The organism is Planococcus daihaiensis, from assembly GCF_049262615.1.
Taxonomy (GTDB): Bacteria; Bacillota; Bacilli; order Bacillales_A; family Planococcaceae; genus Planococcus.
The window spans coordinates 233,275-254,814 of sequence record NZ_CP175504.1 but is presented as its reverse complement, the minus strand read 5'-3'; the positions used below and the strand labels follow the sequence as shown (position 1 = coordinate 254,814).

The following is a 21,540-nucleotide window of genomic DNA, read 5'->3' as shown; positions in this document are numbered from 1 at the left end:
ATTGTGTAAGGTTATCTAACAAATAGTTGACAGATAACCTTACATGCTTTATCATTGTTTATGAAGTACAAAGTAAAAGGGTGAACAATATGACGAATCGCATCCGACGGACGATGCCGATCCTGCCGATCAGCATCGTAATGCAGCTGACTGAGTTAACGGCACGCCAAATCCGTTATTATGAAGAAAACGGTTTGATCAGCCCAGCCCGGACAGATGGCAATAAACGCATGTTTTCGCTTAACGATGTCGATGTGCTGCTGGAAATCAAAGATTTCCTGGACCAGGGCCTCAATATTGCCGGCATCCGCAAAATGTTCGAAATGAAAAATCAGCCACAGAATGTATTGGCTGAACAAAAAAATCTCAGTGATGACGATGTGCGCAGAATTTTCCGTGAAGAAATCATGCCGGGGAATTTCTACAACAGACCCAATCACAAACAAAGTGATCTATCCCGGTTCTATCAATAGAATTGGGTTACATAAAACTTATAGGAGAGTGAAGAGAGCATGGGTAAGTATTCAAAAGAAGACATTCAAAAACTGGTTAAAGAAGAGGATGTTAACTTCATCCGCTTGCAATTCACCGACATTCTGGGAATTATCAAAAACGTGGAAATTCCAACATCCCAGCTTGAAAAAGCGCTGGACAATAAAATGATGTTCGACGGATCGTCCATCGACGGTTTTGTCCGCATCGAAGAATCGGATATGTACTTATTCCCGGATCTTGACACGTGGGTTGTTTTCCCGTGGATTACTGGGAAAGGGAAAGTCGCGCGGTTGATCTGTGATATCTATAATGCGGATGGAACGCCATTTGCCGGAGATCCCCGCACCAACTTGAAACGCGTACTGAAAGAAATGGAAGAACTCGGTTTCACGCATTTCAATTTAGGACCTGAACCGGAATTTTTCCTGTTCAAACTTGATGACAGAGGCGAGCCTTCGCTTGAATTGAATGACCACGGTGGCTATTTCGACCTTGCACCGATGGATTTGGGCGAAAACTGCCGCCGCGATATCGTTCTGGAACTGGAAGAAATGGGCTTTGAAATTGAAGCTTCCCACCACGAAGTGGCACCGGGACAGCATGAAATCGATTTTAAATACGCAGACGCCATCAAAGCGTGTGATGATATCCAAACATTTAAATTGGTTGTAAAAACGATTGCCAGAAAGCACGGCCTGCATGCTACATTCATGCCGAAGCCTTTGTTCGGCGTAAGCGGTTCAGGCATGCACATGAACGTGTCATTGTTCAATGGCAATGAAAATGCTTTTCTTGATGAAAAAGGCGACATGAAATTAAGTCAAACAGCATTCCAGTTCATGGCAGGAATCCTGGAGCACGCAAAAGCCTTTACAGCTGTTACGAATCCGACAGTCAATTCGTATAAACGACTGGTACCCGGTTATGAAGCGCCTTGCTACGTAGCATGGTCTGGACAGAACCGCAGTCCGTTGATTCGTATTCCGGCTTCACGCGGGTTATCCACTCGTGTAGAAGTTAGATCTGTTGACCCTACAGCAAACCCGTACTTGGCAATGGCCGTTCTTCTGGGAGCTGGACTTGATGGGATCAAACGCAAACTGACTCCACCGAAACCGGTTGACCGCAATATCTATGCAATGACTAAAAAAGAACGCAATGCCGTTGGCGTTGAAGATCTGCCGGCAACATTGTATGCGGCTTTGCAGGAATTGCAAGGGGATGAAGTTATGACGAAAGCTCTGGGAGACCACATTCTAAATAACTTCGTGGAAGCGAAGGAAATTGAGTGGGATATGTTCAGAACTTCTGTCCACCCATGGGAACGTGAGCAGTACTTGAAAATGTATTAATAGATAGAAAAAACACAGCAGCCTGCGGGTTGCTGTGTTTTTTTCTGTGAGAAATATAAATTTACCAAATGAACTTAAAAAATTTATTAGCAAGGATTAAATGCCATGATATCGTGGTATATTATATATGCCGACCATTTTAATAACTCGTACTGAATTTTCCTTGTCCGCAAGGAGGATTTTGTTGGAGGTGATTAAATGGAGAAAATTCAAGGGATTGATAATCTGCTGATTTATTTGGATTCAGTGGATTACCCGCTGTCAGAACAGCAAATCAATGAATTTTTATCGGCAAAAAAAATTCCGCACAGCAAACCATATGGATCAATGATTATTTTTGATCGCTCACATATTGAATGGTGGGTGGAATTGCAACGCAAGACTGACTTATTATTGTGATATGAACAGTACACGAACTCCGGGCTCGCCTGAAACACAGGGCAGCCGCGGAGTTTTGTGTATCTAAAGAAGCTTTGAAAGCATCTTCTCAGTTCGGACGGTCCAGCTTTCTATGCTAGACTGTATAAGTAGGAAAGAATCAGCGCATAGGAGGGAATTTTTTTGAAAACTTATCAGATCGATTTTTATTTTGATCAAGGCAATACGCTGACGCATTACGTCAAAGCGAGCAGCAAGGAAACAGCCTTGAGCAGTATACCGACAAACGGCACATACGAATTCCAGGATGAGGCAGACAAAAACAATTATCGCATTACCGTCAATTTGGTGAAATATATAATCGTTTCTGAACTGTAAGGTTTTCAGGACCGGTGACCGCAAGAACCGCGCTGCAATAAGCAGCGCTTTTTTTGAGGTCAAATCCGTTGCTGATTCAAAATAAAGAAGAGCCAAGGGGAAATTCCCCTTGGCTCTTTTCGAATTGCTTTAATGTATTTGACGATAAACGCCTACGACTTTGCCAAGAATGGAAACGGCATCAACGATGATCGGTTCCATTGAAGAATTTTCAGGCTGGAGCCGGAAGAAGTTTTCCTCCCGGAAGAAGCGTTTTACTGTTGCTTCGTCTTCTTCGGTCATGGCGACAACTATGTCTCCGTTATTGGCTGTCTGCTGCTGTTTGACGATTACATAGTCGCCATTCAGAATGCCGGCTTCAATCATACTTTCCCCCATGATCTCAAGCATGAAGATATGGTCATCTTCAGTGCCGTAAGTTTGCGGCAAAGGAAAATATTCCTCAACATTTTCAATGGCTGTAATCGGCTGGCCTGCGGTTACCTTACCGATTAATGGCACATGCAGCACCGGGCTTTTGTCGATCAACGCCTCATCAGTGGAGATGACTTCAATCGCTCTTGGTTTTGTTGGGTCGCGGCGGATCAAGCCTTTGCTTTCCAGTCGGGCCAGATGGCCGTGGACAGTAGAACTGGAAGCCAGACCAACTGCTTCCCCGATTTCACGTACGGAAGGCGGATAACCTTTTTCGCGAACTTCGGTTTTAATGAAAGTCAGGATATCTTCTTGGCGTTTTGATACTTTCTTCAACAGTTTCACCTCTTTTAATAAACTTCTTATTTGATAAGTTAATTATATCAACCTGGGCAATAAAATGCAAACATAGGTTCGAATTTAGTGTTGACAAAAACACCTGTTCGCATTATTATAAGAACATACATTCCGAACAAACATTCCCAGGAGGCGATTTTTTTGGCATTTATTCAGAAGAACTCATATGTATTCGGATTTTTCTTTCTCATACTCATCCTTTCATTTTATTACGTTCTCTCCCATACTAATGATCAGGCCCACACAGTCCAGATGAAGATTGAACAAGGGGATACCCTGTGGACATTGGCCGATGAATACAGCGGAAAGATTCCGCATCATGAATGGATTGATGAAATCATGAAAGAAAATAATTTGACGGTACCTGTCATCACGGCTGGCGAAACGCTATTGATCCCGGACAAACACCTGGACTTTGCGCCTGACGACAGCATTAAACTAGCGAGTGATTCAAAATGAAGAAAAAAGCGTTTCTTTATTGCCGCGTAAGCACAGAGAAAGAGACCCAGGAAACGTCGCTTGATCGCCAGGAAGAAGAGTTGCTGAAATTTGCATTTGATCAAGGGTATCTGGTTGAGCAGGTTTTTCGTGATCAGCACAGCGGCTATGAAATGGACAGGGATGGCCTGCTTGAAATGCTCAATAGCATCAAGACCGATAAAATGGATGCGGTTTTCATTCAGGATGAAACGCGTTTAGGGCGTGGCCACGCAAGAATCGCGCTGCTGCACGTTATGAAGAAATACGGGGTCGAGGTCTACACTTTATCCGATAAAGGCCAGATTGCGCTGAACGATATGGACGATATGGTGCTGGAAATATTGGCGATTGTCGAAGAGTACCAGCGGAAAATCCATAACGCCAAGATAAAGCGGGGCATGCGGCGAGCGGTTGACAATGGTTATAAACCGGAGAAAAACCTCAAAGGAAAAGGGAATCCGCAGGGGCGTGAGCGTTTGGAGCTGCCTTTGGACCAAATTGTCAATTTGAAAGCCAACGGATTGACTTTCCACGAAATCGCCGTAACACTGGAAGGTTTCGGCTACAAGGCCAGCAAAGCAACGGTGCATCGCCGCTACACGGAGTTTCAAAAACTATCCCAGAACTAATTTCTTGCACTTGCCTTTCAATTTTTATACCATATGAAAGTAGGAAGGCGGATGTATATGTTAATACCTGAAAAAATGAAACGAATTAATGAACTTGCAAAAAAATCCAAGACTGATGGCTTGTCCATAGAAGAAGCGAAAGAACAAAGTTCTTTACGGCAAGAGTATTTGGAAACATTCCGCAAGACGATGCGGGGCACAATTGAAAATGTAACAGTTATTGATCCCAATGGAGACGATGTGACTCCAGAAAAGGTCAAAAATAGCCGGGAGAATAAGTATTTGAATTAATACTTATTCTCTTTTTCGTTGTATTCTTTTCTATTGTTGACTAAACTAGAAAGGGAGAAAATTTTTTGTATCAGAGAGGATGTTACGATGTCGAATCACACTGACCAATTAGCAGTAACCACTATTCGCACACTTTCCATAGATGCGATTGAAAAAGCGAATTCCGGCCACCCAGGTTTACCGATGGGGGCAGCACCAATGGCATATACGTTATGGACCAAACACATGAATCACAACCCAAAAAATCCTGATTGGTTTAATCGTGACCGCTTTGTATTATCTGCGGGGCACGGTTCTATGCTGCTTTACAGCTTGCTGCATTTAAGCGGTTATGGACTTGAAATGGAAGAAATCAAGAATTTCCGCCAATGGGATTCGAAAACACCCGGTCATCCGGAATATCACCACACTGTAGGTGTTGAAGCTACAACGGGGCCGCTTGGACAGGGAATCGGTATGGCAGTCGGCATGGCGATGGCTGAAAAACACCTCGCTGCTACATACAATAAAGATAATATGGATGTCGTTGACCACCATACTTTCGCTCTATGCGGCGATGGGGATTTGATGGAAGGCGTTGCGGGCGAAGCCATTTCACTTGCCGGCCATTTGAAACTGGATAAACTGGTCATCCTTTATGACAGCAACGATATCTCGCTTGATGGCGATCTCAGCATGAGTTTCTCTGAAGATATCCGCAAGCGTTTCGAATCATACGGCTGGAATTATCTGCGCGTCGAAGATGGCAATGAAATGGATGATTTGTCAGCTAAGATCGCAACAGCGAAATCTTCCACTGACAAACCGACTTTAATTGAAGTGAAAACGGTCATCGGCTACGGCGCACCAAACAAATCCGGTAAAGCGGATGCACACGGCGCACCACTGGGCGAAGACGAGATGAAACTGGTGAAGGAATATTACGAGTGGACATTTGATCAAGATTTCCACGTACCGGAAGAAGTCTATGAAACTTTCAAGCAAGCAACTGACGAACTTGGCGGCAAAGCGGAAGCGGAATGGAATAAACTATTCGAGCAATACGAAACAGCACATCCGGAATTGGCTGAACAACTGAAAGCTGCTATTCGCGGAGATCTTCCGGAAGGCTTTGATGCTGAATTCCCGGTATACGAAGTGGGCAAAAAACAGGCGACACGTGCTTCATCTGGAGATATGGTCAACGCAATTGCCAAAACGGTTCCTTCTTTCTTCGGCGGAAGTGCTGATCTTGCAGGTTCCAACAAAACAAATATCAAAGGCGGCGGCGATTTCGACGCTGAAAATGCATCTGGCCGCAACATCTGGTTTGGTGTACGTGAATTCGCAATGGGCACTGCATTAAACGGTATGGCGCTTCACGGCGGCTTGCACGTATTCGGCGGCACGTTCTTCGTATTCAGTGATTACGTCCGTCCGGCAATCCGCTTGTCGGCTCTGATGGGCTTACCGGTCACTTATGTCTTCACGCACGACAGTGTAGCTGTCGGCGAAGACGGTCCAACCCACGAGCCAGTCGAGCAATTGGCGTCACTTCGCGCTATGCCAAACTTGAACGTCATCCGTCCTGCGGATGCCAATGAAACAAAACAAGCTTGGAAATTGGCGTTGACGGCAAAAACGCACCCTACTTTACTGGTGCTTTCACGCCAGGATCTGCCAGTGCTTGAACAGACCGGTGAACTCGCTGCGGCGGGAGTGGAAAAGGGCGCTTATATCGTTTCAGGCGTTGAAAACCCGCAAGCAATCTTGCTCGCTACCGGTTCAGAAGTGAGTTTGGCTGTTGAAGCGCAAAAGCAATTGGCTAAAGAAAATATTGCCGTGTCAGTCGTTTCCATGCCATCATGGGACCGCTTCGAAAAACAGGATAAAGCGTACAAGCAATCCGTAATACCGCCAACGGTCAAGAAACGTCTGGCCATTGAAATGGGCACATCTTTCGGATGGGACCGTTACACGGGTGACGAAGGCGATGTTCTTGCAATTGACCGCTTTGGAGCAAGTGCTCCCGGCCAGCGCATTGCAGAAGAATTTGGATTTACTCCAGACAATGTTGTTGCAAAAGTTAAGAACCTGATAAAAGGTTAATTTTTGGCGGGAGCAAATTTGCTCCCGTTTTTTCTTTTTTTCTTGTTATGGTCAGTGCGACTGTTTTATAGTATAATTTTTTGGGTGCACTATTATATTTAAGCAACACGAGGGAGGTAATAAATTTGGATACATGGATCTGGATCGTAATCGTGATTTTCGCTTTGCTCGCAGGTGTTGCTCTTGGATTTTTCATCGCACGTCGCTACATGATGAAGTATCTGCAAGACAATCCACCGATTAACGAAGAAATGCTCCGCATCATGATGATGCAAATGGGCCAAAAACCATCTCAGAAAAAAATCAATCAAATGATGGCTCAAATGAATAAAGCATCAACTAAACCTGAGAAACCTGAGAAAGCCGCTAAAAAAGCTAAAAAATAAAAAGCACTCAAATGAGTCCTGGTTTTTTCGGAAGAACAAAGCCTTATCAATGAAATAATAGGGATGCCATATCGGTGCTGCACCCCAAAAGTTAGCGTTTAAACACTAACTTTTGGGGTGCTTTTTATATGGCGAAATGCAGAGGGAGATTCAAACTGGTCCATTGTCGCGGAAATTAAAGAGGTACTCAAACGCGGTTTAAATGCGAATCCTTAAAATTTGTCGGGTATTTTAATCCGAAACCAAACATTCTATCCATACCAATATGTGAGGCCAAAATTAAACCAATGGCTAAAGTAATTTGGCTTGAAAAAAACATGCCACAAGCAATAATGAAAATTGCTAAACTGTAAGTATGGACTACATTATAAAGTATAGCGCCTATCCTGTTATTAAAGAGATAACCGATCATGGACACATCAGGTGCTAAAATCAACAAGATAAACAACACCCAGCTAAACTGAAAATAAGAGTAGAAATAAAGGCTGAATAAAAGAACGCCAAGCCCTTCCAGGTGCAATAGAATTTTATTCATGCAAACTGCTCCTTTCGTTTCGAGTGGCTGTGATTTCTTGTGTTAAAAAATTTTGTCATTCCATACAGAACGCTTGAAAAGAGAAATAGCTTTATAATATTATTATGTAAACATGAATGCATACAAAAAAACTTCCCCTTCAGGAAGTTTTTTTGCTGTCAGCAGGGGACAAATAAGCTATGAGGGGTTCCGGCTCTCCTGTGGCGTTTATGCCATGCTGATCCAGAAAATCTTTCACCGTTTTCTTATATTCTTCCGGGTTTTCATTGAAAGATTGGGCGTGTCCACCTTTTTCAAACAATTTTAAGGATTTCGGACCTTGTTTCAATTGATGCATTTCGGTGCTCATTTCGGGAAGCACGAATTCATCCGGCAAGCTATGCACAAACAGCACTGGTTTCGCTATCAACTTAACCGCCTCGCGGGGAGACACCGTGCTGATGTGATAGCCATCCCTTAATTTCATGAAAAAGGCAGCAAGTTTCAATGCCCAAGGTGTTTTTAATGGAGTGGTTGTCTGCATCACATGCAGGACCTGCTCCGAGATATCGGAATAACCGCAATCGGATATATAAAATGCCGCGTCATCCCGCATGCCGGCATAGAGCAATGTGGTTGCAGCTCCCATCGATTCCCCGTGGATGCCGAACAATAAATCCGCACCGACATGCTCCTTCAACCTGTCCACCACCGCCTGGAGGTCCATCTTTTCATAATGCCCAAAGCTGGTCGTTTTGCCGCCTGAACCGCCGTGGCGCCTGTGATCGTAAACGACCGAGTTGAAGCCGAGCGACTCGAACATCCGGGCAAACTTAAAAGAATTGACCTTTGTTTCCGTGACTCCATGGCAGATGATGACATATTTTTTCGTGTCGTGCGGCTCAAGAAACACCGCATGGACCTGATAGCCATTTTGGGACTCGATCCATTGTTGTTCTTTTGTTACATTGGCATACCAGACTTCATCATAGCGTTTGGCCGAGGTTTCGCGCTCCAAAATCAAATCTTCATCTTTTTTCTTTACATACATGAGCCGGTTGCTCGCAATGATGCCTGTGACTGCAGCCAGCATGGTAAATATGCTTGAAATTACAGCTGAAATTTGGAGGACACGTTTTCTCATGGCCAAAGCTCCTTTACGGTCTATTTTTGTATAAAGTATACATTCCCGTATTTATCGGATTTGACACATGCGGCTCTATTATTTCAATCGCTTTATATAGTTGGTCCAAATCAATGCCTGTCCGGATATTCATGCGATGCAGCATATTGACGACGTCTTCGGTGGCGACATTGCCGGTTGCACCGGGCGCGAACGGGCAGCCGCCTAGTCCGCCGGCTGAAGTGTCAAAGCGGTCGACGCCTGCCTGCAGCGCAGCGAAGATATTGGCGAGCGCCATTTTTCTGGTGTCATGGAAATGGGCTGTCATCAGCGTGGCAGGAAATTGGTCTTTCAATTGTTTAAACAGAGCGTAACTCTCTGCCGGATTGGCCATTCCAATCGTATCGGCCACACTCAGTTCGTCGACACCCCAGTCGACAAACTGCCGGCATAATCGGATCGTGTCCTCGGGTTTTACGGCCCCTTCGAACGGACAATAGAAAGCCGTTGAAATACAGGCGCGGACAAAAATGCCGTCTTCCTTTAATTGAAGTATCAGCGGTTTCAAGGCTGCCATGCTGTCCGCTGTCGATTTGTTGATATTCTTCTTATTGAATGAATCGGACACACCGACGAAGACGGCAAACGCATCCGCACCCGCATCTCGGGCGGCATCGATGCCACGCTCATTGGGTGTCAGGACGAATTGGCGCCCGAGCTTTTCAGCACTGGCTACAATTTCTTTGGAATCCGCCATTTGCGGCACCCATTTTGGCGACACAAACGAAGTCAATTCCATTTCTTCGATGCCAGCCTGCTGCAACGCTGTGATGAATGCTAATTTATCGCCTGTCGTGACCAGCTGTTTTTCATTTTGCAGGCCGTCCCGTGGTCCAACCTCGATTATCGTAGCTGTTTTTGGTAAACTTAACATAGTATCCCCCCTGCTACCATTGTATCTATGCGGGGGATGAAAGAGCAACCAGTTTCAATCAAACAAGGGGGAAATGAAAAATGTCACAGGAAATCGTAATTGTAAGTGCAGTGCGAACTGCAGTGGGGTCGTTCCAGGGGAGTCTGAAAGATGTACCCGCCACTCAGTTGGGGGCAATTGTTATAAAGGAAGCGGTCAACCGCGCCGGTTTGAAACCGGAACAGGTATCTGAAGTGATCATGGGGAACGTCCTTCAGGCAGGCCTCGGACAAAACCCGGCGCGCCAGGCAGCCATCAATGCCGGCTTACCGGAAACTGTGCCATCTATGACCATCAACAAGGTTTGCGGATCCGGTTTGAAGTCGATCCACCTGGCTTATCAGGCGATATTTGCGGGCGATGCGGAAATCGTAGTTGCCGGCGGAATGGAGAATATGAGCCGCGCGCCATACCTGTTGGAAAATGCCCGCAGCGGATTTCGGATGGGCGACCAAAAAGTCGTCGACAGCATGGTTGCCGATGGGTTGACTTGCGCGTTCAACGATTATCACATGGGCAACACAGCGGAAAATCTGTGCGATAAATATGGCATATCAAGAGAAGAACAAGATAAATTTGCCGCGCGGTCACAAGCGCGTGCAGCTGCAGCAATCGAAGCCGGAAAATTCGCGGATGAGATTGTTCCTGTGGAAATTCCACAACGCAAAGGAGATCCGATCATTTTCGCGGTTGATGAGTATGTCAAAGCTTCTTCCACTGAAGAGAAACTGGGCAAACTGCGTCCGGCATTCAAAAAGGATGGCAGTGTCACAGCCGGCAATGCTTCAGGAATCAACGACGGCGCGGCTGCCGTAGTCGTCATGACAAAAGCCAAGGCGGACGAACTGGGGTTGACACCGCTCGTTACGATTGCTGCCAACGGCAATGCCGGGGTAGATCCGGCAATTATGGGCATCGGGCCCGTGCAGGCTGTGAAAAACGCGTTGGAAAAAGCGAAAATGTCACTCGAAGACATTGAGCTGATCGAAGCGAACGAAGCATTTGCAGCACAGTCCATTGCAGTGGACCGCGAATTGAAGTTTAATCACGACATCCTGAACGTCAACGGGGGAGCGATTGCGATCGGCCATCCGATTGGTGCGAGCGGAACACGCATATTTGTCACATTGCTGCACGAGATGCAAAAACGTGACGCGAAAACAGGATTGGCGACATTATGTATTGGCGGCGGGCAAGGGGTCGCAACAATCGTAAAACGTCCGTAAGGAGTTGGGTCCAATGGCAAAAAAAGAAGAGCAAAACAATGGTTTATTCAATGAAGACGTCCTGGCGAAACTGAAAGACACCAAAAAAGCGTTGCAGGCGGAAGAGCAGCAACGGCGGGAAGAAGAAGAGGCAAAACGAATTTTCGATCGCAAACAGCGTGAAAAGAATATGTCTTTTGCTGAACTCCTGGATAAACACGGAGATCAGGGCGGAAAATTTTAAAGATAGCATGACCCGGATGTGCACCTGCACATCCGGGTTTTAAAATGCAGGGAAAAAATCATGTTGCAGTGGATATTGTTTTTGACTTGTGAAGGAGATTGCGTTACATTGTTTATTGGCGAACGATTGCCAGTGAAATAAAATATAATGTTCGGATATAGGAGTGTTAATGATGGAAAATGTATTTGATTACGAAGATATTCAATTGGTTCCTGCAAAAGCGATAGTAAACAGCCGTACTGAATGTGACACCTCAGTGGACTTTGGCGGGCGCAGATTCAAATTGCCGGTGGTCCCAGCAAACATGCAAACGATCATCGATGAAACGACAGCGATTTATCTGGCAGAAAATGATTATTTCTATATTCTCCACCGGTTCAAACCGGAGCAACGCATTGATTTTATCAAAGATATGCAGAGCCGGGGCTTGTATGCGTCCATCAGCGTGGGAGTGAAGGAAGAAGAATATACCTTCGTCGACCAATTGGCAGAACAAGGGCTGACACCTGAATACATGACGATCGACGTGGCGCATGGCCATTCCGATGCTGTCATCAATATGATCAAGCACATCAAGAAATCAGTGCCGGACAGTTTCCTGATCGCGGGCAACGTCGGCACGCCGGAGGCTGTCAGAGAATTGGAGCACGCCGGGGCAGATGCCACGAAAGTCGGGATTGGGCCAGGGAAAGTGTGCATCACGAAGATCAAGACCGGTTTCGGCACAGGGGGCTGGCAGCTCGCGGCGGTGAGATTGTGTTCAAAAGCGGCAAGCAAGCCGATCATTGCTGACGGCGGAATCCGTACCAACGGCGATATCGCAAAATCTGTGCGCTTTGGTGCTTCGATGGTCATGATCGGTTCGCTCTTTGCGGGGCATGAAGAATCCCCAGGCGAAACAGTCGAACGGGGCGGCGTATTGTATAAAGAGTATTTCGGATCGGCTTCAGAATTTCAAAAAGGCGAAAAGAAAAACGTTGAAGGCAAAAAAATGTTCGTTGAATACAGGGGCTCATTGCAGGATACGTTGACAGAAATGGAACAGGATCTGCAATCTTCGATCTCGTACGCGGGCGGCGACAAATTGGAAGCCATCCGTTACGTTGATTACGTGGTCGTGAAAAATTCAATTTTTAACGGCGACAAGGTCTATTAAACAATTGTCCAATCCGGACAGGCGGGTATAGAACAAGAAAAAGCCGGCACAGGAAGCGCATCGAGCGCTTTCTGTGCCGGCTTTAAGTTTAGCAATTGGGTGATTCCACAAACAGGATCAAGGGAATCTTCGTTATTCCGTTTCGGAAGCATTCAACATATAATGAACGGTTTCTTTATCGGAATCGGTTGGCAGCTGGAAGTCATGGCTGTATTTTTCGTGGCCTTTGCCGGTGATGACAATCCAGTCGCCGGCAGAACTTTGGCTGATGGCTTGCTGTATGGCTTGTGTTCTGTCCATCAGCACACTGCCTTTATTGTTGCCGAATTGCTCGACGAAGTCTGACGATAATTGCTGCATCTCCTCGGCTGACACGGAATTCAAGTCATCGGTGGTGAGGATAAACTGGTCACTGAGCTGTGCAGTGATTTCGATCATTTCTTTGCGTTTGGTGGAATCCCGGTCACCGCGGAAACCGAATATATGAACGATCCGTTTTGCGCCGGATTCTTTTGCCGTCGTCAAACAATGATAAATCGCATCGGGGGTGTGGGCGTAATCGACAATCACAACTGCGCCGTTTGCCGTTTTAGATGTTTCAAATCGCCCTTCCACTCCTTGAAAACTTCCGATGGTGCGGCAGATGGCATCTTTCGAAATGCCCAGTGCAACAGCGGAGGCGAAAGCCATCGTTGAATTATACATATTGTGTATGCCTGCCATCGGAGACTGGAGCACGGTTTTTTCCGGATCATTTAACTGGACACCGGATTGTTCCATATCGATAGAAGCTATTTGCAGCGTACTATCGGGGTGGCGCCCGATACTGCAGACAGTTAAGCCCTTCCTCAGCATTTTACGATTGAGTTTTTCCCCCCATGGATCGTCAATGTTAATGACGGCTGTGCCGTCCGGTTTTAAATGGTCGAACAGAATGGATTTGGCTTCAAAATAACTGTCCATCGACCCGTGGTAATCGAGATGTTCGTGATGCAGGTTGGTGAACAGGCACAGATCAAATTCGATTCCTTCGATCCTATGCTGTGTCAGTCCATGCGATGAAACTTCCATCACAACAGCCTCATCGTTGCTGAGGGACAGCAATTGTTGCAGGATCAGTGAACTGGGGGTGGTGTTGGCGGATTTGATCGATGCACCATTCACGATATTCTGGATGGTGCCCATTACGGAAGTAGATATGCCATTTTGCTCCAGCAGATGTTTGATCAAATAGCTCGTGGTCGTTTTTCCATTGGTGCCGGTTATGCCAATCATAATTTTTCGGCTGGCAGGATCGCTGTAGAAATTTTTGGCCAGGATCCCAAGAGCAATCCTTGAATTTGAAACTTGCAGATAGGGAACAGGGAGACCGTCCATTTCCTGCTCACCGACAATTGCCGCAGCGCCTTTTTTGATGGCGTGCTGGATATGCTTATGGCCATCCTCTTTAAAGCCCTTGATGGCAATGAAAAGAAACCCCTCTTCGACCTCCTGGGAGCTGTCAGCCAAGCCGTGGATAGGCAGGTCATATATAGTGTTGTCTATGTTGTTCAGGAGAGTGACTCCCTTAAGCAATTCGGTAAGTTTCATTATATATGCGGACCTTTCCATCAGTGATTTTTTATTCCCCAGCGCAATCAGAGGAGCTGAAAAGTAAAACCTGTGTGCAATGATTAAATGGCTTTAGAAAGAATTTTAAACCTGATTCAATTACAACACGCATTCGGTTGGAAACCAAGTATCTTTAGAACTAGTACTTTATAATTTTGCGGATAATTCATACTATTCAGTCTATTACAGAAACCCGTTCAATTCAATAAAAACGGAAAAAATATTCCGTTTTCCAGAGCATTTGAAATTCAGGTGGGAACTGCCGCATGACTTTTCAACTTAGTCGCGGTGCTGCGTGTATTTCAGTTGTTTAGTGACTTGTTTGGCGGCAAGGATCTGGTCATTTGAAACGGTTGTGTGATAGGCGGAGACAGTTTCCTGGATCTGTTGTGCAGAACTGGCTCCGGCAACGACTGAAGCAACTGTCTTGTGCTGCAAAACAGAATGGATGGCAAGGGCATTCAGATTGCCTTCAATTTTCATTAATTCGGTCAGCACTGTTTCAAGTTCACCCGAACTGTAATCCATATAACCATCATTATTTTTTAACCGTTCGAGGCCTTCTGTCGTCAATAAACCTTTTGCGAAAGATCCACGGGTCACGACAGATCTTCCGGCCTCACCGATGCGGTCCAGCAATTCTTCCGGACGGCGGTCAAGGAGGCTGTATTGCATCATAATAGAAGCGATGGCACTATTCTCCAGGTAACGATTGATGACGTTCGGGCGGATGGAAGAAATGCCGTATTCACGGATCAGCCCATCTTTTTTCAGGGATTCAAAGGCATCTATGGTTTCTTCAGAGGGATCTGTAATCATTCCGCCGTGAAGCTGATACAGGTCAATCCAATCGGTGTTCAAGCGTCTTAAACTTTCGTGTACTTGGGATTTGATATAGGCTTTCGACGGATTCCACTGAACTTCATCCGAATCCCGGTGCCATTCATTGCCCACTTTTGTTGCTAAAATGATGTCGTGGCGGCGGTTGCCGATAGCGTTGCCGACCACTTCTTCGTTCTTTCCTTTGCCGTAGAAGTCGGCTGTATCGAAATAATTGATGCCACCATCAAGGGCGCTATCAACAATGGCTCTTGCTTCGTTTTCGTCGTTTGGCAAGGACATGCAGCCGAGGGCAATTTCACTGACTTCGAGTGTGCTGTTGCCTAATGGATTGCGTTTCATCATTTCACCTCATTTTAGAATTCTATTCTTCTTATGGTATACTTTGCGATAGAAAAATCACAAATGAAAAGAGGCTCATCATGAAAAAATTTGAAGAAAAGACAATCCGCTCTGAGCGTATATATGAAGGGAAAATCATAAACTTGAAAGTGGACGATGTAAGTCTGCCCAATGGCAAGACGTCCAAGCGGGAGCTGATCGAGCATCCGGGAGCTGTAGCCATTGTGGCATTCACTCCGGAAAACAAAATCATCATGGTCGAACAATACCGCAAAGCTCTTGAACGTTCGATCATTGAAGTACCTGCCGGAAAACTTGAAAAAGGAGAATCTCCTGAATCGACCGCGATGCGTGAATTGGAAGAGGAAACCGGTTATTCGGCTGAGTCACTCGAATTGATCCAATCATTTTCAACATCCCCCGGCTTTGCAGATGAAGTGGTGCATCTGTTTTTTGCAGAAGGTTTAAAGAAATCCCAATCGGGTGCGGTTACGGATGAAGACGAATTCGTGGAACTGATGGAAGTGACGGTGGAAGAAGCGGAAGAAATGATGCGGGACAACCGCATATTTGATGCAAAAACCGCATTTGCTGTGCTGTGGGCAAAACAACGATTGTCAATTGAGAATTAGAAGGGTTAGCACATGATAATCATTATAAATAATAGGTAGCTTGCATCCTTGTAATTGAGAACGCACCTTTGATATAATGGAGTCAGTTTGAGGGAGGGCGTCGCATGGAAACCAGGATTGATCGGATCAAAAAGCAATTACACGCTGCGAGCTATAAATTGACGCCACAGCGCGAAGCGACAGTTCGAATATTGCTAGACCATGAAGAAGACCATCTCAGTGCTGAAGACGTCTATCTATTAGTGAAGGATATCGCACCGGAAATCGGGCTGGCTACTGTTTATCGAACTCTGGAGCTATTAACTGAATTAAAAATTGTTGATAAAATAAATTTCGGTGATGGAGTTTCACGCTACGACCTGCGTCAGGAAGGCGCCGCACATTTCCATCATCACCTGGTCTGCCTGGAATGCGGGGCAGTGGATGAAATACAGGAAGATCTGCTGGAAGATGTCGAAAACGTTGTAGAAAAACGCTGGAACTTTCAAATTAAAGACCACCGCCTGACGTTCCATGGCATCTGTTGGCGCTGCCATGACCGCGGCTCACAGGAACTGCCGGAAAACCAAGGCGATAGAGAGTAACGGCCAGTGATGGCCGTTTTTTAGTTTTAGCGGTCGATTGCCGGCCATTGATCAAGGAGGCGGAAAACATGAAATACGCAAAAGATGCGCTGGATGATTATTTGCAGTTTCTCCGGGTGGAAAGGCAGCTTGCAGCCAATACATTATTGTCGTATGAGCGGGACCTGAGGAGTTATGTGCAGTATTTGAAAGAAGTGGAACAATTGGATTCGCTGCGCAACGTGGAACGCATACATATTTTGAATCACCTCAGCCATCTGAAAGAAACAACCATGTCATCCAGAACAGTGGCGAGGCATATTTCATCAATCCGCTCTTTTCACCAATTTTTGATCAGAGAGCGAATAGTTGATAAGGATCCGACTGTTCATCTGGAGATGCCGCAGATGGACAAAAAATTGCCGAATGTACTGTCGATCGAAGAAGTTGAAGCGTTGATCGAAGTGCCTGACACCTCCAAAGCGAATGGCAAAAGAGATCAGGCGATGCTTGAATTATTATATGCCAGCGGGATGCGTGTCAGTGAATGCATCAATCTGGATATGGAAGACGTGAATCTGACGATGGGCTTTGTGCGCTGCTTCGGCAAAGGCGGAAAAGAGCGAATTATCCCTTTGGGCAAATCAGCGCTCGCTTCCTGCAAGGAGTATTTAGCGGATGCCCGTGGCGATCTCGCGAAGCCCGGCATTACGACAGATGCTTTATTCATCAACCAAAGGGGTAAAAGACTTACGAGACAAGGGTTTTGGAAATTGCTGAAACAGCACGCCCAAAAAGCCGGAATTCAAAAAGAATTGACGCCGCATACATTGCGCCATTCTTTTGCCACACATCTGATTGAAAACGGTGCCGATTTACGGGCAGTCCAGGAAATGCTGGGCCATGCCGACATTTCAACCACTCAAATTTACACCCATGTCAGCAAAACCCGGTTAAAAGATGTCTATTCCCAGTTTCATCCGAGAGCCTGATAGAGGTCAGACTTCTGACATTCTAAAAATTTATGTTAAAATAAGCATGTAAATAAGGAGGATGTTAAATGACAAATAAAAACTTTAATCGCATTCATTTGGTAGTTCTGGATTCTGTCGGCATTGGCGAAGCGCCGGATGCGGAAGCTTTCGGTGACGTCGGCTCTGACACACTCGGTCATATCGCAGAAGCGGTAGGCGGTCTGACGATGCCGAATATGGAAAAATTGGGACTCGGCAATATCAAATCAGTGCAGGGCATAACCCCTGCGACAACCCCACAAGCTTATTATGGCCGATTGCAGGAAGCTTCTGTCGGCAAGGATACGATGACGGGCCATTGGGAAATCATGGGCCTTAACATCGACACGCCGTTTAAAGTATATCCGGACGGCTTCCCGCCGGAATTGATTGTTCAGCTGGAAGAAAAGACCGGCCGCAAAGTGATCGGCAACAAGCCGGCGAGCGGCACGGAAATTCTGGATGAACTCGGGGAAGAGCACATGGCAACCGGTGCAATCATCGTTTACACTTCTGCGGATCCGGTTCTTCAGATTGCAGCGCATGAGGACATCGTGCCGCTTGAGGAATTGTATAAAATCTGTGAAATTGCACGGGAATTGACCCTGTCTCCTGAATTTTTGGTAGGCCGTGTCATCGCCCGCCCTTTCCTTGGCGAAAAAGGAGCATTCAAACGGACAACAAACCGACATGATTATGCCCTGACGCCGTTCAGCCGGACGGTCATGAATGAACTGAAAGACAACGGCAATGATGTTATTGCCATTGGGAAAATCGATGATATTTACAACGGAGCCGGCGTGACGAAAGCGTTGCGCACGAAAGATAACTCGGACGGGATGGATAAATTGGCGGCAGTGGCCGGTGAAGAATTTCATGGTATCAGCTTCTTGAACCTGGTGGACTTTGATGCGCTGTATGGCCATCGCCGCGATCCGAAGGGTTACGCAGCAGCGCTGGAAGAATTCGACCGCCGTTTGCCGGAAGTGCTTGAGAAGATGAACAGCGACGATTTGCTGATTCTGACGGCTGACCATGGCAACGACCCCACATTCCCGGGTACAGACCATACCCGTGAGTTCGTCCCATTGCTGGCTTATTCCCCGCGCTTTGAAGCCGGAAAAGAGCTGGGCCTTGGTTCCACTTTTGCCGACATCGGTGCAACCATAGCAGAAAACTTCTCGGTGCCATTGCCCGAGTTCGGTACGAGTTTCCTATCCAAACTAAAATAATAAAGGTGGTTATCATTCATGAGAATGGTAGATTTGATTGAAAAGAAAAGAGACGGTTTTGAACTTTCAACAGAGGAAATTCAATATATAGTAACAGACTATACAGCAGGCAGCATCGATGATTACCAGATGAGTGCTTTTCTGATGGCTGTTTATTTCCAGAACATGACGGACCGCGAACGTGCGGATCTGACGCTTGCCATGGCAGCTTCAGGAGATCAAATTGACCTTTCCGCAATTGATGGCATCAAAGTGGATAAGCATTCCACGGGTGGCGTAGGCGATACGACAACTTTGGTGCTGGGGCCATTGGTTGCGGCATGCGGAGTGCCAGTCGCGAAAATGAGCGGACGCGGGCTCGGCCATACGGGCGGCACAATCGATAAGCTGGAAGCAATTGATGGTTTCCATGTGGAATTATCGACTGAAGATTTCATCAAGCAGGTGAACGACATCAAAGTGGCGGTCATTGGCCAAAGCGGCAATTTGACGCCGGCTGATAAAAAGTTATATGCCCTGAGAGATGTGACGGCAACAGTCAACAGCATTCCGTTGATTGCCAGCTCCATCATGAGCAAGAAAATTGCCGCCGGCGCAAATGCCATCGTCCTGGATGTGAAAACGGGCGAAGGCGCATTTATGAAAACGGCGGAAGATGCGGAAGAATTGGCACACGCCATGGTCGGGATCGGCAATGCCACCGGGCGCAAGACAATGGCGATCATTTCGGATATGAGCCAGCCGCTTGGTTTTGCAATCGGCAACGCATTGGAAGTGAAAGAAGCAATCGAAACTTTGCAGGGCAAGGGACCGGAAGATCTGACAGAACTTTGCCTCGTTCTCGGCAGCCAGATGGTAGTTGTCGGCGGGAAAGCCGATAACTTGGACGAGGCACGTAAAATGCTGGAAGAAGTCATCGACAACGGCAAAGCACTGGAAGTGTTCCGTCAGTTCATCGCCGCACAAGGCGGGAACCCTGAAGTTGTGGACGATGTGACTTTATTGCCACAGGCTAAATTCGTCAAAGAAGTTCCGTCTCAAAAAGAAGGTTATGTGTCCTTTATGGAAGCGGATGAAATTGGCACGGCGGCAATGGTTCTCGGCGCCGGCAGAGCGACGAAGGATTCTGAAATCGATTTGGCCGTGGGCATCGTGCTCCACAAGAAGGTCGGCGATTTCGTCAAAAAAGGCGAGGCACTCGCAACAGTCTATTCCAACACGGAAGACCTCGCGCAATGCCTGGAGATGTTATATAATAGTATAGAATTCAAAGATGAACCGGTTGAAAAGATTCAGCTGATTTCAAAATTGATCACAGACTAACAGAATCTTGCCGGATCTTCCGGCAAGATTTTTCAAATTCTCATTTCAGGAGGGCGATTATGCATTTATACGGTACGCAAACCATTGATGGACAAGGCCATTTAACAATCGGAGGGGTTGATTCGGTAGATTTGGCTAAACAATACGGAACGCCGCTTTTTGTTTATGATATCGAACTTTTCCGTACACGGGCACGCGCATTTCAGCAAACGTTTGAAGATGCAGGAATCGGTTATCAGGTGGCTTATGCCAGCAAAGCCTTTTCGAGCATAGCCATATATCAGGTGGCCGCCCAGGAAAATCTGTCTCTGGACGTGGTATCCGGAGGCGAATTGTACACGGCGATCAAAGCCGGTTTCCCGAAAGAAAAGATCCATTTCCACGGCAACAATAAAAGCATGGATGAGCTCCGGATGGCATTTGACGAAGGAATAGGCTGCATCGTTGTGGATAATTTCCACGAAATCGAACAGCTGAAATTGCTCGCTGAAAAACTGCAGCAGCCGATGAATATTCTGCTGCGCGTTACGCCGGGCATCGAAGCGCACACGCATGATTATATTACGACGGGCCAGGAAGATTCGAAATTCGGGTTTGATTTGAATAACGGCCAGGCTGACCGGGCATTCAAAGAAACCTATCAGCATAATTTCCTCAATGTCCTGGGACTTCATTGTCATATCGGGTCTCAGATTTTCGACACGGCAGCATTCCGGCTGGCAGCAGAAAAATTGGTCGCCAAAATGGCGGGCTGGCAACAAGAGTTCGGCTATCAGTGCACAGTGCTGAATCTCGGCGGTGGTTTCGGTATCCGCTATACAGAAGATGACCAGCCGCTTGAGCCTTCGGAATATGTCAAAGAGATGATTGGTACAGTGAAAGAGATTTCTGAGAGATCAGGTTTCACGATTCCGGAAATCTGGATTGAACCCGGCCGTTCCCTGGTGGGAGATGCCGGCACGACGCTTTATACAATCGGTTCGATGAAAGAAGTGCCAAATGTGCGGAAATACATTGCAGTGGACGGGGGCATGTCTGATAACATCCGACCGGCTTTATACGGGGCTGCCTACAGCTCGGCAATTGCCAATAAAGCAGGGCAGGCATCGACCGAAACCTATACGGTGGCAGGGAAATGCTGTGAATCGGGTGACAAGCTGATTGAACGGGCAGCGTTGCCGCAAGCAGCAGCTGGTGACATCCTCGCGGTATTCTGCACAGGGGCTTACGGCTATTCGATGGCGAGCAACTATAATCGCATCGCCCGGCCGGCAGTAGTTTTTGCTGAAAACGGTGAACACCAGCTGGCGATCAAGCGCGAAACGTATGAAGACATCGTCCGTCTCGATTTGGAATACGGCATAAAGGCGGAACAAAAATGAATAAAAGCAATTTGATTCTGCTGGCTTTTCTCTTATTGATAGCAATCGGCTGGGGCCTGGTCTATTGGTTTTTCTTTGCCGACCAGGTGAGTTGAAATTGCCTGATCACTTTTCATTGTCCAGACTTCGGCGGCGTAAT

24 protein-coding genes are annotated in these 21,540 nt (G+C 46.6%); 18 read left to right on the top strand and 6 right to left on the bottom strand.

The genetic code is table 11. The features are described from left to right. Positions 1 to 89 precede the first annotated feature (89 nt). The 4 genes from DHX103_RS01290 (at position 90) to DHX103_RS01275 (ending at position 2,603) form a co-directional block, all read left to right on the top strand. On the top strand, positions 90 to 473 hold the full coding sequence (locus tag DHX103_RS01290; protein ID WP_422123475.1) for a MerR family transcriptional regulator: 384 nt from the start codon (positions 90 to 92) through the stop codon (positions 471 to 473). Positions 474 to 512: 39 nt separating this feature from the next. After that, positions 513 to 1,847, top strand: a complete 1,335-nt coding sequence (gene glnA, locus DHX103_RS01285; RefSeq protein ID WP_422123474.1) for a type I glutamate--ammonia ligase — start codon at positions 513 to 515, stop codon at positions 1,845 to 1,847. Positions 1,848 to 2,045: 198 nt separating this feature from the next. After that, positions 2,046 to 2,246 carry a hypothetical protein gene (locus DHX103_RS01280; protein ID WP_422123473.1) on the top strand — a complete coding sequence of 67 codons (201 nt, stop codon included), beginning with the start codon at positions 2,046 to 2,048 and terminating at the stop codon, positions 2,244 to 2,246. 162 nt (positions 2,247 to 2,408) lie between these two features. Continuing rightward, complete coding sequence (locus DHX103_RS01275; protein WP_422123472.1) at positions 2,409 to 2,603, top strand: hypothetical protein; 195 nt, start codon at positions 2,409 to 2,411, stop codon at positions 2,601 to 2,603. 129 nt (positions 2,604 to 2,732) lie between these two features. Here DHX103_RS01275 and lexA read toward each other — a convergent pair whose 3' ends face one another. Further along, positions 2,733 to 3,353 carry a transcriptional repressor LexA gene (gene lexA / locus DHX103_RS01270; protein ID WP_422123471.1) on the bottom strand — a complete coding sequence of 207 codons (621 nt, stop codon included), beginning with the start codon at positions 3,351 to 3,353 and terminating at the stop codon, positions 2,733 to 2,735. A gap of 162 nt (positions 3,354 to 3,515) precedes the next feature. On the opposite strand from lexA, the gene yneA reads away from it, so the two are divergent. The 5 genes from yneA to DHX103_RS01245 all read left to right on the top strand — a co-directional run bounded on the left by yneA (position 3,516) and on the right by DHX103_RS01245 (position 7,248). Then, the gene (gene yneA, locus DHX103_RS01265) at positions 3,516 to 3,833 is read left to right on the top strand and encodes a cell division suppressor protein YneA (RefSeq protein WP_422123470.1); all 318 of its coding nucleotides are present in this window, start codon (positions 3,516 to 3,518) and stop codon (positions 3,831 to 3,833) included. Further along, positions 3,830 to 4,483: a YneB family resolvase-like protein gene (locus tag DHX103_RS01260; RefSeq protein WP_422123469.1), complete on the top strand. Its 654-nt coding sequence runs from the start codon at positions 3,830 to 3,832 to the stop codon at positions 4,481 to 4,483. The genes yneA and DHX103_RS01260 overlap by 4 nt, the downstream gene beginning before the upstream one ends. A 57-nt stretch (positions 4,484 to 4,540) precedes the next feature. Further along, a complete protein-coding gene (locus DHX103_RS01255; RefSeq protein ID WP_422123468.1) occupies positions 4,541 to 4,774 on the top strand; it encodes a DUF896 domain-containing protein in 234 nt (77 codons plus the stop codon). Positions 4,775 to 4,861: 87 nt separating this feature from the next. Then, positions 4,862 to 6,862 carry a transketolase gene (gene tkt, locus DHX103_RS01250; protein ID WP_422123467.1) on the top strand — a complete coding sequence of 667 codons (2,001 nt, stop codon included), beginning with the start codon at positions 4,862 to 4,864 and terminating at the stop codon, positions 6,860 to 6,862. A 125-nt stretch (positions 6,863 to 6,987) separates the two neighbouring features. Continuing rightward, positions 6,988 to 7,248, top strand: a complete 261-nt coding sequence (locus tag DHX103_RS01245) for a YneF family protein (protein ID WP_422123466.1) — start codon at positions 6,988 to 6,990, stop codon at positions 7,246 to 7,248. Positions 7,249 to 7,435: 187 nt separating this feature from the next. Here the strand turns inward: DHX103_RS01245 and DHX103_RS01240 are convergent, their stop codons facing one another. From DHX103_RS01240 to DHX103_RS01230, 3 genes are all read right to left on the bottom strand, one after another. Beyond that, positions 7,436 to 7,783, bottom strand: coding sequence for a DUF4260 domain-containing protein (locus DHX103_RS01240; RefSeq protein WP_422123465.1), 348 nt, complete (start codon positions 7,781 to 7,783; stop codon positions 7,436 to 7,438). A gap of 139 nt (positions 7,784 to 7,922) precedes the next feature. Continuing rightward, positions 7,923 to 8,906, bottom strand: a complete 984-nt coding sequence (locus tag DHX103_RS01235; protein ID WP_422123464.1) for an alpha/beta hydrolase — start codon at positions 8,904 to 8,906, stop codon at positions 7,923 to 7,925. A 13-nt stretch (positions 8,907 to 8,919) separates the two neighbouring features. Beyond that, positions 8,920 to 9,819, bottom strand: a complete 900-nt coding sequence (locus tag DHX103_RS01230; protein WP_422123463.1) for a hydroxymethylglutaryl-CoA lyase — start codon at positions 9,817 to 9,819, stop codon at positions 8,920 to 8,922. A gap of 80 nt (positions 9,820 to 9,899) precedes the next feature. Here DHX103_RS01230 and DHX103_RS01225 point away from each other — a divergent pair, with 80 nt between their 5' ends. The 3 genes from DHX103_RS01225 (at position 9,900) to guaC (ending at position 12,463) form a co-directional block, all read left to right on the top strand. Next, positions 9,900 to 11,084 (top strand): acetyl-CoA C-acetyltransferase, encoded by a 1,185-nt coding sequence (locus tag DHX103_RS01225; RefSeq protein WP_422123462.1) that lies wholly within the window; start codon positions 9,900 to 9,902, stop codon positions 11,082 to 11,084. 13 nt (positions 11,085 to 11,097) lie between these two features. Continuing rightward, positions 11,098 to 11,307, top strand: a complete 210-nt coding sequence (locus tag DHX103_RS01220) for a DUF3886 domain-containing protein (protein ID WP_422123461.1) — start codon at positions 11,098 to 11,100, stop codon at positions 11,305 to 11,307. Positions 11,308 to 11,479: 172 nt separating this feature from the next. After that, positions 11,480 to 12,463 carry a GMP reductase gene (gene guaC / locus DHX103_RS01215; protein ID WP_422123460.1) on the top strand — a complete coding sequence of 328 codons (984 nt, stop codon included), beginning with the start codon at positions 11,480 to 11,482 and terminating at the stop codon, positions 12,461 to 12,463. Between the two features lie 132 nt (positions 12,464 to 12,595). Here the strand turns inward: guaC and DHX103_RS01210 are convergent, their stop codons facing one another. Both DHX103_RS01210 and DHX103_RS01205 read right to left on the bottom strand, forming a co-directional pair. Continuing rightward, the gene (locus DHX103_RS01210) at positions 12,596 to 14,053 is read right to left on the bottom strand and encodes a UDP-N-acetylmuramoyl-L-alanyl-D-glutamate--2,6-diaminopimelate ligase (RefSeq protein ID WP_422123459.1); all 1,458 of its coding nucleotides are present in this window, start codon (positions 14,051 to 14,053) and stop codon (positions 12,596 to 12,598) included. 300 nt (positions 14,054 to 14,353) lie between these two features. Then, positions 14,354 to 15,256 (bottom strand): aldo/keto reductase, encoded by a 903-nt coding sequence (locus DHX103_RS01205; protein ID WP_422123458.1) that lies wholly within the window; start codon positions 15,254 to 15,256, stop codon positions 14,354 to 14,356. Positions 15,257 to 15,336: 80 nt separating this feature from the next. Between DHX103_RS01205 and DHX103_RS01200 the strand changes: the two genes are divergently transcribed. From DHX103_RS01200 to lysA, 6 genes are all read left to right on the top strand, one after another. After that, entirely contained in the window at positions 15,337 to 15,888 is a 552-nt protein-coding gene (locus tag DHX103_RS01200; protein ID WP_422123457.1) for an NUDIX hydrolase, read from the top strand. Between the two features lie 104 nt (positions 15,889 to 15,992). After that, positions 15,993 to 16,472, top strand: coding sequence for a Fur family transcriptional regulator (locus DHX103_RS01195; protein WP_422123456.1), 480 nt, complete (start codon positions 15,993 to 15,995; stop codon positions 16,470 to 16,472). A gap of 68 nt (positions 16,473 to 16,540) precedes the next feature. Continuing rightward, positions 16,541 to 17,443, top strand: a complete 903-nt coding sequence (gene xerD / locus DHX103_RS01190) for a site-specific tyrosine recombinase XerD (RefSeq protein ID WP_422123455.1) — start codon at positions 16,541 to 16,543, stop codon at positions 17,441 to 17,443. A gap of 68 nt (positions 17,444 to 17,511) precedes the next feature. Next, positions 17,512 to 18,696: a phosphopentomutase gene (gene deoB, locus DHX103_RS01185; RefSeq protein ID WP_422123454.1), complete on the top strand. Its 1,185-nt coding sequence runs from the start codon at positions 17,512 to 17,514 to the stop codon at positions 18,694 to 18,696. 18 nt (positions 18,697 to 18,714) lie between these two features. Continuing rightward, complete coding sequence (locus tag DHX103_RS01180) at positions 18,715 to 20,019, top strand: pyrimidine-nucleoside phosphorylase (protein WP_422123453.1); 1,305 nt, start codon at positions 18,715 to 18,717, stop codon at positions 20,017 to 20,019. A 59-nt stretch (positions 20,020 to 20,078) separates the two neighbouring features. Further along, a complete protein-coding gene (gene lysA / locus DHX103_RS01175) occupies positions 20,079 to 21,401 on the top strand; it encodes a diaminopimelate decarboxylase (RefSeq protein WP_422123452.1) in 1,323 nt (440 codons plus the stop codon). Positions 21,402 to 21,540: the final 139 nt, after the last annotated feature.

Bases quoted from the DNA above. Each gene is read 5' to 3' on its own strand.
- DHX103_RS01290 (WP_422123475.1), top strand. From the start codon at position 90: ATGACGAATCGCATCCGACGGACGATGCCGATCCTGCCGATCAGCATC.
- glnA (WP_422123474.1), top strand. From the start codon at position 513: ATGGGTAAGTATTCAAAAGAAGACATTCAAAAACTGGTTAAAGAAGAG.
- DHX103_RS01280 (WP_422123473.1), top strand. From the start codon at position 2,046: ATGGAGAAAATTCAAGGGATTGATAATCTGCTGATTTATTTGGATTCA.
- DHX103_RS01260 (WP_422123469.1), top strand. From the start codon at position 3,830: ATGAAGAAAAAAGCGTTTCTTTATTGCCGCGTAAGCACAGAGAAAGAG.
- DHX103_RS01255 (WP_422123468.1), top strand. From the start codon at position 4,541: ATGTTAATACCTGAAAAAATGAAACGAATTAATGAACTTGCAAAAAAA.
- tkt (WP_422123467.1), top strand. From the start codon at position 4,862: ATGTCGAATCACACTGACCAATTAGCAGTAACCACTATTCGCACACTT.
- DHX103_RS01240 (WP_422123465.1), bottom strand. From the start codon at position 7,783: ATGAATAAAATTCTATTGCACCTGGAAGGGCTTGGCGTTCTTTTATTC.
- DHX103_RS01235 (WP_422123464.1), bottom strand. From the start codon at position 8,906: ATGAGAAAACGTGTCCTCCAAATTTCAGCTGTAATTTCAAGCATATTT.
- DHX103_RS01230 (WP_422123463.1), bottom strand. From the start codon at position 9,819: ATGTTAAGTTTACCAAAAACAGCTACGATAATCGAGGTTGGACCACGG.
- DHX103_RS01225 (WP_422123462.1), top strand. From the start codon at position 9,900: ATGTCACAGGAAATCGTAATTGTAAGTGCAGTGCGAACTGCAGTGGGG.
- DHX103_RS01220 (WP_422123461.1), top strand. From the start codon at position 11,098: ATGGCAAAAAAAGAAGAGCAAAACAATGGTTTATTCAATGAAGACGTC.
- guaC (WP_422123460.1), top strand. From the start codon at position 11,480: ATGGAAAATGTATTTGATTACGAAGATATTCAATTGGTTCCTGCAAAA.
- DHX103_RS01210 (WP_422123459.1), bottom strand. From the start codon at position 14,053: ATGAAACTTACCGAATTGCTTAAGGGAGTCACTCTCCTGAACAACATA.
- DHX103_RS01205 (WP_422123458.1), bottom strand. From the start codon at position 15,256: ATGAAACGCAATCCATTAGGCAACAGCACACTCGAAGTCAGTGAAATT.
- DHX103_RS01200 (WP_422123457.1), top strand. From the start codon at position 15,337: ATGAAAAAATTTGAAGAAAAGACAATCCGCTCTGAGCGTATATATGAA.
- DHX103_RS01195 (WP_422123456.1), top strand. From the start codon at position 15,993: ATGGAAACCAGGATTGATCGGATCAAAAAGCAATTACACGCTGCGAGC.
- xerD (WP_422123455.1), top strand. From the start codon at position 16,541: ATGAAATACGCAAAAGATGCGCTGGATGATTATTTGCAGTTTCTCCGG.
- deoB (WP_422123454.1), top strand. From the start codon at position 17,512: ATGACAAATAAAAACTTTAATCGCATTCATTTGGTAGTTCTGGATTCT.
- DHX103_RS01180 (WP_422123453.1), top strand. From the start codon at position 18,715: ATGAGAATGGTAGATTTGATTGAAAAGAAAAGAGACGGTTTTGAACTT.
- lysA (WP_422123452.1), top strand. From the start codon at position 20,079: ATGCATTTATACGGTACGCAAACCATTGATGGACAAGGCCATTTAACA.